The organism is Streptomyces sp. NRRL S-87 (assembly GCF_000719335.1).
In the GTDB taxonomy this organism is placed as follows: Bacteria; Actinomycetota; Actinomycetes; order Streptomycetales; family Streptomycetaceae; genus Streptomyces.
This window is the reverse complement of the sequence record NZ_JOGB01000016.1, coordinates 89,820-102,701: the sequence shown is the minus strand read 5'-3', so window position 1 is coordinate 102,701 and position 12,882 is coordinate 89,820. Positions and strand designations below refer to the sequence as shown.

Below are 12,882 nucleotides of genomic sequence, written 5' to 3'. Positions count from 1 at the left end.
TTTGTACGGGTTGTCGGGGCACACTGGCGCAGTGCGACTTGATCACGTGTCCTATGCGGTGGCCCGCGACAGCTTCGTCTCGACCGTCCAGTGGATCGGATCGGCCCTCGGCGCCGGGTTCGTCGACGGGGGCGTGCACCCGCGATTCGGCACGCGCAACTTCGTTCTCCCGCTGAGCGGCGGCACCTACGTCGAGGTCGTCACCACACTCGATCACCCCGCCGCCGACCGCGCACCCTTCGGCCAGGCGGTCGCGCGCCGCGCCGCCGAGGGCGGCGGCTGGCTCGGTTGGGTGGTCTCCGTCGACGACATCGCCCCGGTCGAGGCCCGCCTCGGCCGCACCGCGGCCGAGGGCCACCGTGTCCGCCCCGACGGGTTCGACCTGAGGTGGAAGCAGATCGGCCTGCTGGAACTGCTGGAGGACCCGCAGCTGCCCTACTTCCTGCAGTGGTTGGTCCCGATCGAGGAACGCCCGAGCGCCGACCCGCGCACCTCCACCACCATCCACGGGGTCTCCATCGCCGGCGACGCCGCCTCCATCGCCGAATTCCTCGGCGAACCGGCCGACCACCCCCTCGACCAGATCGACGTCACCTGGGTCGAGGACGAGGAACCGGGCCTGGTCTCGGTCGAGTTCGCCACCGCCAACGGCCCGGTCACGATCTGACCAGGGCCCGACCGCCCCGCGCACCCACGCCCAGGGGGACCTGCCCGACGAGCGAGGCCCGTTCCGGACCGCCCGAAAACGGCTGACCGGACGGGCCGTCGACGGAACCTGGCAGAACCGCCGCCGACGACCGATCCGCGAGCAGCGGAACAGCGACCCTAGTCGGCGATGCCGCGTTCGGCGACGACCTTGTCGAGGTGGAGCCGGACGAGGTACTCCTCCGGCACCGCGTTGCGGCGGCCGTACGCCTCCGCCTGCTCCTCGCCCATGTAGCGGGCCGCGATGCGGGTGGCCCAATGCAGCTTCTCCACGGGGTCGTCGGTGAGCTGCGCGCGGCCGTGGAGCAGCACGTAGGAGAAGGGGGGCCGGTCGTCGTCCACGCAGACGGCGGCCCGGCCGTCACGGGCCAGATTGCGCCCCTTGACAGTGTGCTTGCCGGTGTTGAAGACGAGGCTGTCCCCGTCGAGAAGGAACCAGATAGGGGCGATGTGCGGGCTCCCGTCCGCGCGGACGGTCGAGAGCTTGCCGGTACGGGTCGCGTGCGAGACGAACTCCCGCCATTCCTCTTGAGTCATTCTGTTCGCCATGGCCCCATCCTCCTTGCCGGGAACGCACAGGTGGGGAAGGCTGGCGGAACAGGTACGCGGGGGCGGGGGCGACCGCGCGAACGGGGAGGCGACGACATGGCGCTGGACAAGCAGCTGGACTGGCTGCTCGACGATCTGACGCGCAGGGTCCAGCAGGTGCGGCACGCGGTGGTGCTGTCCAACGACGGCCTGCTCACCGGGTCGAGCGGCGGGTTGGAGCGGGCGGACGCCGAGCACTTGGCGGCGGTCTCCGCGGGGCTGCAGAGCCTGGCCAAGGGCTCCGGCATGCACTTCGGCGCCGGGCAGGTGCGCCAGACGATGGTCGAGTACGACGAAGGCGTCCTCTTCGTCATGGCCGCCGGCCAGGGCAGCAGCCTGTGCGTGCTCAGCGGCGCCGAGGCCGACGTCGGTCAGGTGGCGTACGAGATGACGCTGCTGGTCAACCGGGTGGGCGAGCACCTCGGGGTGGCGGAGCGCTCGCGCGAGTGAAGCGCGGCGGTGCGCGCCGGGACGAGGGTTATCCACAGGCCGGCGCGACGGTCGTCACGGCGGGCTACGGTCTTCACGCAGAGTAATTGAACGACTCGCGGAGGAGACTGTCGTGGACGTGATGAACGCGCTGCGCGCGGCCGATGGGATGCGTGCGGCGAAGGTGAGGGGCGCGGTGACCGTGCGGCGCGCGGCGGTGCCGCTGGGCGCCAACCGGGCCGCGGAGGAACTGGGTTTGCGGCGCGCCGAGTTCGAGCTGGCCGTGGAGCTGGGGCTGGTACGGTCGGACGCCGGGCCGCGGCGCTGGAGCCGGGCCGAGATCGACCGGGTCCGCGGCGGCGCGGGCTTCCCCGAGGCGCTGTACGAGCGGGTCCGCACCGTCAACACGGGAGCGGGAGCGGGCCTGCTGGGCATCGGGACCGAGCGGCTGCGGGCCCTGACCAGGTGCGGGTACCTCACCCCGGTCGGCTACCGGGTCAACCGCTACCGGATGGTGGTCTGGCTCTACCTCGCCCAGGAACTGAGGGAGTTCAGGGTGCGCGAGCGCGGGCTGGCCGTGGGGCCGCTGCCGGCCCGGGACCGGCAGCGGCTGGCCGCGGGGGCGGACGTGCGCGCCCGGAACTGGCGCGGGCGCCGCACCGGACTGCTGCTGGCCCGGACCGCGGACCCGTGGGAGCGGGCGGCCGTGGTCGCCGCCCTGCTGGAACCACCCGACCTCGCACGGGTGGTGCCCGACGAGGCCGAGCGGGCCCTGCTCACGGCCCTCGCCCCGCCGCGCCCGTACGGGCACCCCTGCGTGCCGGCGGCGGCGGAGGTCGCCGACCGGCTCCTGCGGGCCCGGGAGCCCGACGAGACCATCTGGTACTCGGCGAGCCTCGGGATGGCACTGGCCGAGGCCCGATCGGCAGCGAGCGGGTCCCGGCCGGGGGACGCGTCAGTCGAAGACGACCGGAGAGAGGGGGCCGACATAGACCCATGCGCCGTCCTCGCGGGCGAAACTGCTGTTCTCGTGCAGTGAACCGGTGTGCCCGCCCTCGCGGTAGTGCGCCCGGAACTCCACCGCGCCCTCGGTCTCGAACAGGCCGCCGCGCTCGGAGCCCAGGATCTCCAGCCGCACCCAGCGCTGGTCGGGGTCCAGCTCCAGTCGCCCGGGCCGGGTGGTGGAGTGCCAGGACCGCATCAGGTAGGCGGTGTCGCCGACGGCGAACGCGCTGAACCGCGAACGCATCAGGAGCTCGGCCGTGGGCGCCTGCTGGGCGCCCGAGTGGAAGCGGCCGCAGCAGCTCGCGTAGTCGGCGGGGAGTCCGCAGGGGCAGGGGGCGGTCGGGGACGGCGTGGGCACGCGGGGTCAGCCCTTCAGGGGTGAGTAGGGACGGAAGAGCCCTTCCTGGACCACGGAGACCAGCAGCCGGCCCTCGAGATCGTAGATCCGGCCGCGGGCCAGGCCGCGGCCGCCGTGGGCGATCGGCGACTCCTGGTCGTACAGGAACCACTCGTCGGCCCGGAAGGGGCGGTGGAACCACATGGCGTGGTCGAGCGAGGCCATGTCGAACCCCCGCACGCCCCAGAGGGGTTCGACGGGGATGCGCACGGCGTCCAGGAGGGTCATGTCGCTGGCGTAGGTCAGCGCGCAGGTGTGCACGAGCGGGTCGTCGCCCAGCGGGCCGACCGCGCGCATCCACACGGCGCTGCGCGGATCGGCGTCCTTGATCTCCTCGGGCGTCCAGCGGAGCCGGTCGACGTAGCGGATGTCGAAGGGCTGCCGGCGGGCCATCCGCTCCAGCGCCTCCGGCAGCGCCCCCAGGTGCTCGCGGATCTCGTCCGCGACCTTCGGGAGCGTGTCCGGGTGGACGAGATGGCGAGGAGGCAGCTGGTGCTCGATGCTGCCCTCCTCCGGACGGTGGAAGGAGGCGGTGAGGTTGAAGATCGTGCGGCCCTGCTGCACGGCGGTGACCCGGCGGGTGGTGAAGGACCGGCCGTCGCGGACCCGCTCGACCTGGTACACGATCGGCACGCCCGGGATGCCCGGGCGCAGGAAGTACGCGTGCAGCGAGTGGACCGGCCGGTCCCCCTCGGTGGTGCGGCCCGCCGCGACCAGGGCCTGGCCGGCGACCTGCCCGCCGAAGACGCGCTGGAGCGACTCCTGCGGGCTGGGCCCGCGGAAGATGTTCACTTCGATCTGCTCCAGGTCGAGCAGGTCCACGAGTCTCTCGGCGGGGTTCGTCATCAGGGGTTCTCCACTGCTGTCGGGTTCCGGCGGTCGGTCGGTGCGGGCGGCGCGGCCGGGCTCAGAGCTGGCCGACGGCGGTGACCCGGACCACGGCCCGGCCCTCCTCGTCGGAGGCCGCGAGGTCGACCTCGGCGCTGATGCCCCAGTCATGGTCGCCGCTCGGGTCTGCGAAGGTCTGGCGGACGCGCCACAGACCGTGCGCCGGGTCCTCCTCGATCGACAGCAGCTTGGGTCCGCGTGCGTCGGGTCCGGTGCCCAGGTCGTCGTACTCGTCCCAGTACGCGTCCATCGCCTCGCCCCACGCGTCGGCGTCCCAGCCGGACTCCGCGTCCATCTCGCCCAGCTCCTCGACGTGGTCGAGGGCGGCGAGCTCCACCCGGCGGAACATGGCGTTGCGGACCAGCACGCGGAAGGCGCGCGCGTTCGCCGTGACCGGCTTGACCTGGTCGGCCTTCTCCTGGGCCTCCTCGGCGGACTCCAGTTCCGGGTTGGCGAGCTGCTCCCACTCGTCCAGCAGGCTGGAGTCCACCTGGCGGACCATCTCGCCCAGCCAGGCGATGAGGTCCTCGAGGTCCTCGGACTTCAGGTCGTCCGGGATGGTGTGGTCCAGCGCCTTGTACGCGCTGGCCAGGTAGCGCAGCACGATGCCCTCGGTACGGGCCAGCTCGTAGAAGGAGGTGAACTCGGTGAAGGACAGCGCCCGCTCGTACATGTCGCGGATGATCGACTTGGGGGAGACCGGGTGGTCGCCCACCCACGGGTGGCTCTTGCGGTACACGTCGTAGGCGTGCTGTAGGAGCTCCTCCAGCGGCTTGGGGTACGAGATCTCCTGGAGGCGCTCCATGCGCTCCTCGTACTCGACGCCGTCGGCCTTCATGGCCGCGACGGCCTCGCCGCGGGCCTTGTTCTCCTGGGCGCCCAGGATCTGGCGCGGGTCGTCCAGGGTCGACTCGACGACGGAGACCATGTCCAGCGCGTAGGAGGGGGACTCCGGGTCGAGCAGGTCGAACGAGGCCAGCGCGAAGGTGGACAGCGGCTGGTTGAGGGCGAAGTCCTGCTGGAGGTCGACGGTGAGCCGGATCGTGCGGCCCTCGGCGTCGGGGGTGTCGAGCTGCTCGACCACCCCGCCGTCGAGCAGCGAGCGGTAGATCGCGATGGCCCGGCGGATGTGCCGCAGCTGGTTCTTGCGCGGCTCGTGGTTGTCCTCCAGCAGCCGGCGCATCGCCTCGAAGGCGTTGCCCGGCCGGGCGATCACCGACAGGAGCATGATGTTGGTGACCTTGAAGCGGGAGGTGAGCGGCTCGGGCTCGGAGGCGATGAGCTTCTCGAAGGTGTTCTCGGTCCAGCCGACGAAGCCCTCCGGGGCCTTCTTGCGGACGACCTTGCGGCGCTTCTTCGGGTCGTCGCCGGCCTTGGCGAGCGCCTTCTCGTTCTCGATGACGTGCTCGGGGGCCTGGGCGACCACGAAGCCGGCGGTGTCGAAGCCGGCCCGGCCGGCCCGGCCGGCGATCTGGTGGAACTCCCGGGCGCGCAGGGTCCGCACGCGGGTGCCGTCGTACTTCGTCAGCGCGGTGAACAGCACCGTGCGGATGGGGACGTTGACGCCCACGCCGAGGGTGTCGGTGCCGCAGATGACCTTGAGCATGCCGGCCTGGGCGAGCTTCTCCACCAGGCGCCGGTACTTGGGCAGCATGCCGGCGTGGTGCACGCCGATGCCGTGGCGCACGTACCGGGAGAGGTTGCGGCCGAACTTGGTGGTGAAGCGGAAGTTGCCGATCAGCTCGGCGATCTTGTCCTTCTCCTCGCGCGTGCACATGTTGATGCTCATCAGCGACTGCGCCCGCTCGACCGCCTGGGCCTGCGTGAAGTGCACGATGTAGACCGGCGCCTGCCTGGTCTCCAGCAGCTCGGTCAGGGTGTCGGTGATGGGGGTGGTCACGTACTCGTACGACAGCGGGACGGGCCGGGTCGCGGAGCGGACCACGGACGTCGGGCGGCCGGTGCGCCGGGTGAGGTCCTCCTCGAACCGGGAGACGTCGCCGAGGGTCGCGGACATCAGGACGAACTGCGCCTGCGGGAGCTCCAGCAGCGGGATCTGCCAGGCCCAGCCGCGGTCGGGCTCGGCGTAGAAGTGGAACTCGTCCATGACCACCTGGCCGATGTCCGCGTCCTTGCCGTCGCGCAGCGCGATCGAGGCGAGCACCTCGGCGGTGCAGCAGATCACGGGGGCGTCGGCGTTGACGGAGGCGTCGCCCGTGAGCATGCCGACGTTCTCGGTGCCGAACAGCTTGCACAGGTCGAAGAACTTCTCCGACACCAGTGCCTTGATGGGGGCCGTGTAGAAGGTGACCTTGTCCTGGGCCAGCGCGGTGAAGTGCGCGCCGGCGGCGACCAGGCTCTTGCCGGAGCCGGTCGGGGTGGAAAGGATCACGTTCGCGCCGGAGACGACCTCGATCAGCGCCTCCTCCTGAGCCGGGTACAAGGTGATGCCCTGGCCCTCGGCCCAGGTGGAGAAGGCCTCGAAGAGGGCATCGGGGTCGGCGTCGCTCGGCAGCTGATCAATGAGGGTCACGACCCCATCTTGCCTGGCTTCCCCCCGGAAGGGGGAACCGGCGGACGGCCTGAAGATCACCGACGGTACGCTGTGCCGTCAGCCGGGCCGGGCGGCGCGACCGCCGCACGGGCCCGACCAACACTTCACTGGGGGCGGGACGAGCATGATGGGACCGGCGCACTCACTCTCCGGGGCGGCGGCCTGGCTGGGGGTGGGGGCCGCAGCGGCGGCCGCGGGCCATCCCATGCCCTGGCCCGTCCTGATCGTCGGGGCGCTCGTCTGCGCCGGCGCGGCGCTCGCGCCCGACCTGGACCACAAGGCCGCCACCGTCTCACGGGCCTTCGGCCCCCTCTCGCGAGGGCTGTGCGAGGTCGTCGACAAGGTCTCGTACTCCGTCTACAAGGCCACCCGCACCCCGCGCGACCCCCGCCGCTCCGGCGGCCACCGCACGCTGACGCACACCTGGCTGTGGGCCGTGCTGATCGGCGCGGGCGCCTCCGCCATCGCCGCCACCGCGGACCGCTGGGGCGTCCTCGCCATCCTCTTCGTCCACCTCGTCCTGGCCGTCGAGGGCCTGCTGTGGCGGGCCGCCCGGATGTCCAGCGACATCCTCGTGTGGTTGCTGGGCGCCACCAGTGCGTGGATCCTCGCGGGGGTGCTGGACCAGCCCGGCAACGGCGCGCACTGGCTCTTCACCGGGCCCGGCCAGGAGTACCTGTGGCTCGGCCTGCCGATCGTGCTGGGCGCCCTGGTCCACGACCTGGGCGACGCCCTCACCGTCTCCGGGTGCCCCGTGCTGTGGCCCATCCCGATCGCCGGCAAGCGCTGGTACCCCCTGGGCCCGCCGAAGGGGATGCGCTTCCGCGCCGGCAGCTGGGTGGAGCTCAAGATCCTGATGCCCGCCTTCCTGGTCCTCGGCGGCGCCGGCGGCGCCGCCGCCCTCAACTTCATCTAGCTAGGGGTGTCGGCGGATCAGGGTCGACCGGCCGTGATCCCCGGCCACCCCCCGGCCCGCCCGCAGCGGGGCCACGACGGGCCGCGGGCATCGAGGTGATCGGCGGGGTCGGCGTCGGCCGCGGCGTACCGGGCCGTCCACCCGGCGGCAGGGGTGTCCCGGAGGCGTAACAGCCTTGCACCACCCGTCGGCGGCGGGCTGGTCCCGGGTCGGTCCGGCGTCCATGATGGCTGCCGACGAGCCGTCAGGTCCGTCGGCTCGCACATGACTGGGGGGACACAGCATGCGCACCACGAAGAGCAGGAGCAGACTCGCGCTCGCGGCGGCGGGGAGCGTACTGGCCTCGCTGGCGCTGTCCGCACCGGCCGCGCAGGCGGCCGCGCAGGACACGGCCGGCAGGACCGCCGCCGCGGTGGGGGCCGTCGGCAGCGCCGCCTGCACGCCCGGCATCAAGGTCCTGGCGTCGCTGCCCGGGCCCGCGGAGGACCCGCGACCCTGGATGGCCACCACCGAGGTCCGGGGCATCGGCCGGTTCGGCCTCTCGGTCGGCCGCTCGCAGAACCGGCCCGTCTACTGGACCGGCAAGGCGGTCCACGCCGTACCCCTTCCCAAGGGCTACGCCACCGGGCTCGTGGAGGCCGTGAACAAGTGGGGCGTCATGGTCGGCACCATGTCGGGCCCCGGCCTCCCGACGCGCGCGTTCCGCTACGCCCCGGGCTTCGCGCACGCCAAGCCGCTGCCCGGCGGGGAACGCGCCACCGACATCAACGACCACGGCCACAGCGTCGGCTACCGCACCCTCCCGAGCGGCGGCAAGGTGGGCCTGGAATGGGCGGGCGGCACGCTGCGCCGCGAGCTCGTGGTGCCCGCGCACACCCGCTACCTCGAAGGGGTCAGCGGAATCAACAACGCGGGCCGGATCGTCGGCAACCACTACGCCGTCGTGGACCAGGACGGATACGAGGAGGGCTACGAGTCCGCCCTGCTCTGGTCCGCCGACGCGGCGGCCCCCGCGGCCGAACTGCCGGAGGTCAACCCGGGCGACTCCTACAGCGTCTACGAGCCGCGGGACATCGACGAGGCCGGCCGCATCGCCGGCACGTACCGCTTCACCCACGTGGACATCTCCAACGGCACGACCTGGCTCCCGCCGTACTCCGCCAGGACCTCCGCCCCGAACCTCGGCGACCGCACCCAGGGCACGTTCGAGGACATCAGCCCCACGACCAACGTGAGCGTCGGCACCGCATCCGACTCGGGCATCGTCGGGCCCTTCCCGCCCGAGACGGCCCCGCCGTACCAGGCCCAACTGTGGAAGGGCAGCGGCCCGGTGCTCGCCCTGCCCCGCCTCGCGAACACGCCCACCGCCCACGCGGGCGCCTACACGGTCACCGACGACGACCGCGTGGGCGGGTACGCGGTCGACGCCGCCGACCGCATGCACCCGGTGATCTGGACCTGCGCCTCGAAGCAGGCCCACCTGCCGACGTCCGGCTCGTAGCGGTCCTCCCGCGCCGGAGAACGGCGGGTGCCCGAAGGCCGGGCACCCGCCGTGCACACGGTCCCGACGCGCTCAGCCGTGCCAGGACCGCCACAGCGCCGCGTACGCACCGTCGGCCGCGACCAGTTCGTCGTGGCTGCCGAGCTCGCTGATCCGGCCGTCCTCGACCACCGCGATCACGTCCGCGTCGTGCGCGGTGTGCAGCCGGTGCGCGATCGCCACGACCGTACGCCCGTCCAGCACCCGCGCCAGCGACCGCTCCAGGTGCCGGGCAGCCCGCGGGTCCAGCAGCGATGTCGCCTCGTCGAGCACCAGGGTGTGCGGGTCGGCCAGCACCAGCCGCGCCAGCGCGATCTGCTGCGCCTGCGCCGGCGTCAGCGCCGTACCGCCCGAGCCGACGGCGGTGTCCAGGCCGCCGTCCAGCGCCCGGGCCCAGTCGTCCGCGTCCACCGCGCCGAGGGCCGCCCACAGTTCGGCGTCCTCGGCGCCCGACCGCGCCAGCCGCAGGTTGTCCCGCAGGGTGCCCACGAACACGTGGTGCTCCTGGTTCACCAGCGCCACGTGCTCGCGCACCCGCTCGGCCGGCATCCGCGCCAGCCGCGCGCCGCCGAGCGTGACCTCGCCCGCCCGGGGCGCGTAGATGCCCGCGAGCAGCCGGCCCAGGGTCGACTTCCCGGCGCCCGAGGGCCCGACGAGGGCCATCCGCGTGCCGGGCGGCACCGACAGCGACACCTCGTGCAGTACGTCCACGCCCTCGCGGTAGCCGAACCGCACCTCGTCCGCCCGCACGTCCCGCCCCTCCGGGGCGGTCCGCGGGTCCCCCGAGTCCGGTTCGATCTCGCGCACGCCCACCAGCCGGGCCAGGGACACCTGGGCCACCTGGAGTTCGTCGTACCAGCGCAGGATCAGGCCGATCGGGTCGACCATCATCTGCGCGAGCAGGGCGCCCGTGGTGAGCTGCCCGACCGTCAGCCAGCCCCGGAACACGCAGTAGCCGCCGATCATCAGCACCGCGCCCAGGATGGTCACGAACGTGACGTTGATGACCGGGAAGAGCACCGAGCGCAGGAACAGCGTGTACCGCTCCCAGGCCGTCCACTCCCTGATCCGCCGGTCCGACAGCGCGATCCGGCGCGGGCCCAGTCGGTGCGCCTCCACCGTGCGCCCCGCGTCCACCGTCTCGGTCAGCACCGCGGCCACCGCCGCGTACCCGGCCGCCTCGGACCGGTACGCCGACGGGGCCCGCCGGAAGTACCAGCGGCAGCCGATCACCAGGACCGGGAGCGCCACCAGCGCGGCCAGCGCCAGCGGCGGCGCGGTGACGGCCAGCGCCCCGTACAGCAGCCCGGCCCACACCACGCCGATGGCCAACTGCGGCACGGCCTCGCGCATCGCGTTGGCCAGCCGGTCGACGTCGGTGGTGATGCGCGAGAGGAGGTCGCCGGTGCCGGCCCGCTCCAGCACTCCCGGGGGCAGCCCGACCGACCGCACCAGGAAGTCCTCGCGCAGATCGGCCAGCATCTCCTCGCCGAGCATGGCGCCGCGGAGCCGCACCATCCGGGTGAACACCGTCTGGACGGCCAGCGCGAGGGCGAACAGCAGCCCGGTCCGCGCCAGATGGAGCTCCACGGTCCCCTCGGACAGCCCGTCGACCACCGTGCCGAGCAGGTACGGGCCCACCATGGACGCCACCACGGCGACCGCGTTGACCGCGATCAGCAGCGCGAACGCCCGCCGGTGCCGGCGCAGCAGCCCGCGGACATACGTGCGTACGGTCGCCGGTGTGCCCACCGGCAGGGTGGCGGCCGACTCGGGGGCCGCCGGGTCGTGGTCCGGAGGTGCCACGCCGATCACGCCGATCATGCCGATTCCTCGATCCCGGTGAGTTCTTCCCGTCCCCGTCCGTCGGGGACGTGCGGGGCGGACGGTTCCGCGAGGCGCTGCTCCTCGTCGGTCTCGCGCGTCACCACCGCCCGGTAGCGGCGGTCACCCGCCAGCAGCTCCCGGTGCGTGCCCACCGCCGCGGCCCGGCCCTCGTGGACGAGGACCACCCGGTCCGCGCAGTCCAGCAGCAGCGGCGAGGAGGCCAGCACCACGGTGGTGCGCCCGGCCCGCAGCCCGGCCAGCCCGTCCGCGATCCGCGCCTCGGTGTGCGAGTCCACCGCGGAGGTCGGTTCGTCCAGCACCAGTACCTGCGGGTCGGCCACCAGGGACCGGGCCAGCGCCAGCCGCTGGCGCTGGCCGCCCGAGAGCGACCGGCCGCGCTCGGTGATGCGCGCGTCCATCGGGTCGGTGACCCCGTCGGGGGCGGACTGCAGCAGCGCGTCCAGCACGTCCCCGCACTGCGCGGCGGCGAGCGCGTGTGCGGCCGGGAGGTTCCGGGAGCCCGGTACGTCGAGCAGCTCGCGCAGGGTCCCGGACAGCAGCACCGGGTCCTTGTCCTGGACCAGGACGCAGGTCCGGGCGGCGGCCAGCGGCAGCTCGTCGAGCGCCGCGCCGCCGAGCAGCACGGACGGCTCGCCCGTGGCGTCCGCGGGATGCCCGCCGAGCCGTTCGGCGAGGCGTCCGGCCAGGTCGGGGTCGCCGCACACGACGGCGGTGAGGACGCCCGCCGGAGCCAGGACGCCGGTCGTGGGGTCGTACAGGTCCCCCTCGGGCAGCTGCGGGCCGTCGGGCAGCACGAGCACGTCCACGGCGGAGTCCGGCGCTGCGGCTCCGGCCCGTCCGGCCGCTCCGGCCTCCCGGCCCGTCACTGCCGTTCCGGCCTCCCGGCCCGTCACTGCCGTTCCGGCCTCCGGGCCCGTCCCCGCCGTGGTGCCCTCCGCGCGCCCCCCGGCCGCGGGTGGCTCCGCGTCCGTCCGGGTCAGGGACAGCACCCGCGCCGCCCGTTTCGCGGACGGACGCGAGAAGGAGTACGCCATCGCGATCTCCTCGAAGTGCCGCAGCGGGTAGTTCATGACGGCCACCGCGCTGAACACGGTGACCAGTTCGCCGACCGCGATCCGCCCGTCCCGGACGAGCGAGGCCCCGTACCAGACCACCGTCACCAGCAGCAGCCCCGGCAGCACCACCTGGATCGCCGCGATGACCGCCCACATCCGGGCGCTGTGCACCGCGGCCGCGCGCACCTCCTGCGAGGCCTCCCGGTACCGGCCCAGGAACAGCTCCTCGCCGCCGATCCCGCGCAGCACGCGCAGCCCGGCCACCGTGTCGGACGCCAGCTCGGTCGCCCGCCCGGCCTTCTCCCGCTGCGCGTCGGCCCGTTTCGTGGCCCGCGGCAGCAACGGCAGCACGGCCAGTGCCAGGACCGGGACGCCGACCGCGATGACGACGCCGAGGGCCGGGGCGTACACCAGCAGGCCGACGCAGAGCACCACCACCGCGAACGCGGCCGCCAGGAACCGCGAGACCGCCTCGACGAACCAGCCGATCTTCTCCACGTCGCCGGTGGAGACGGCCACCACCTCGCCCGCCGCCACCCGCCGGGTCAGCGCCGCGCCCAGCTGCGCGGTCTTGCGGGCGAGCAGCTGCTGCACCCGGGCCGCCGCGGTGATCCAGTTGGTGACCGCGGTACGGTGCAGCATCGTGTCGCCGAGCGAGATCGCGATGCCGCAGACCACCAGCAGCGCGCCCACCAGCGCCAGCCGGCCGCCGTCGCGGTCGATGACGGCGTCCACGCCCGTGCCGACGACGAAGGGCAGTCCCGCGATGCCCACGTGGTGCAGTACGCCCCACGCCAGGCTCCTGAGCTGTCCGCCGAGCTGGCCGCGCCCCAGCCACCACAGGAACCGGGGGCCCGAGCGGGCATCGGGTACGCCGGGATCCGGATACGGGAGATCGCTGATCTGCATGACGCCCCATGGTTCGAAGGGTGTTCCAAACCACGCAAGGTTCGCCTT

At 73.3% G+C, this 12,882-nt stretch carries 11 protein-coding genes; 5 read left to right on the top strand and 6 right to left on the bottom strand.

The window, feature by feature from the left end; genetic code table 11:
- Positions 1-31 precede the first annotated feature (31 nt).
- On the top strand, positions 32-667 hold the full coding sequence (locus IF43_RS0112610) for a VOC family protein (RefSeq protein ID WP_030198539.1): 636 nt from the start codon (positions 32-34) through the stop codon (positions 665-667).
- Positions 668-825: 158 nt separating this feature from the next.
- On the opposite strand, the gene IF43_RS0112605 is transcribed toward IF43_RS0112610, so the two are convergent.
- Entirely contained in the window at positions 826-1,254 is a 429-nt protein-coding gene (locus IF43_RS0112605; protein ID WP_030198537.1) for a PPOX class F420-dependent oxidoreductase, read from the bottom strand.
- Between the two features lie 96 nt (positions 1,255-1,350).
- On the opposite strand from IF43_RS0112605, the gene IF43_RS0112600 reads away from it, so the two are divergent.
- Positions 1,351-1,743 carry a roadblock/LC7 domain-containing protein gene (locus tag IF43_RS0112600; protein WP_030198535.1) on the top strand — a complete coding sequence of 131 codons (393 nt, stop codon included), beginning with the start codon at positions 1,351-1,353 and terminating at the stop codon, positions 1,741-1,743.
- A 121-nt stretch (positions 1,744-1,864) separates the two neighbouring features.
- On the top strand, positions 1,865-2,761 hold the full coding sequence (locus IF43_RS40635) for a DUF6397 family protein (protein ID WP_234332130.1): 897 nt from the start codon (positions 1,865-1,867) through the stop codon (positions 2,759-2,761).
- On the opposite strand, the gene IF43_RS0112590 is transcribed toward IF43_RS40635, so the two are convergent.
- The 3 genes from IF43_RS0112590 to IF43_RS0112580 form a co-directional block, all read right to left on the bottom strand.
- Positions 2,678-3,085, bottom strand: coding sequence for a YchJ family protein (locus IF43_RS0112590; protein WP_030198530.1), 408 nt, complete (start codon positions 3,083-3,085; stop codon positions 2,678-2,680). The two genes, IF43_RS40635 and IF43_RS0112590, sit on opposite strands and share 84 nt — an antisense overlap.
- A gap of 6 nt (positions 3,086-3,091) precedes the next feature.
- Positions 3,092-3,970 (bottom strand): acyl-CoA thioesterase II, encoded by an 879-nt coding sequence (locus tag IF43_RS0112585; protein WP_030198528.1) that lies wholly within the window; start codon positions 3,968-3,970, stop codon positions 3,092-3,094.
- Between the two features lie 61 nt (positions 3,971-4,031).
- On the bottom strand, positions 4,032-6,545 hold the full coding sequence (locus IF43_RS0112580; RefSeq protein WP_030198527.1) for an RNA helicase: 2,514 nt from the start codon (positions 6,543-6,545) through the stop codon (positions 4,032-4,034).
- A gap of 145 nt (positions 6,546-6,690) precedes the next feature.
- On the opposite strand from IF43_RS0112580, the gene IF43_RS0112575 reads away from it, so the two are divergent.
- Positions 6,691-7,482 carry a metal-dependent hydrolase gene (locus tag IF43_RS0112575; protein ID WP_030198525.1) on the top strand — a complete coding sequence of 264 codons (792 nt, stop codon included), beginning with the start codon at positions 6,691-6,693 and terminating at the stop codon, positions 7,480-7,482.
- 283 nt (positions 7,483-7,765) lie between these two features.
- Complete coding sequence (locus IF43_RS0112570; RefSeq protein ID WP_051795222.1) at positions 7,766-8,983, top strand: hypothetical protein; 1,218 nt, start codon at positions 7,766-7,768, stop codon at positions 8,981-8,983.
- Positions 8,984-9,055: 72 nt separating this feature from the next.
- Here IF43_RS0112570 and IF43_RS0112565 read toward each other — a convergent pair whose 3' ends face one another.
- Positions 9,056-10,837, bottom strand: a complete 1,782-nt coding sequence (locus IF43_RS0112565) for an ABC transporter ATP-binding protein (RefSeq protein ID WP_030198520.1) — start codon at positions 10,835-10,837, stop codon at positions 9,056-9,058.
- A 5-nt stretch (positions 10,838-10,842) separates the two neighbouring features.
- Positions 10,843-12,834 carry an ABC transporter ATP-binding protein gene (locus IF43_RS0112560; protein WP_030198518.1) on the bottom strand — a complete coding sequence of 664 codons (1,992 nt, stop codon included), beginning with the start codon at positions 12,832-12,834 and terminating at the stop codon, positions 10,843-10,845.
- Positions 12,835-12,882: the final 48 nt, after the last annotated feature.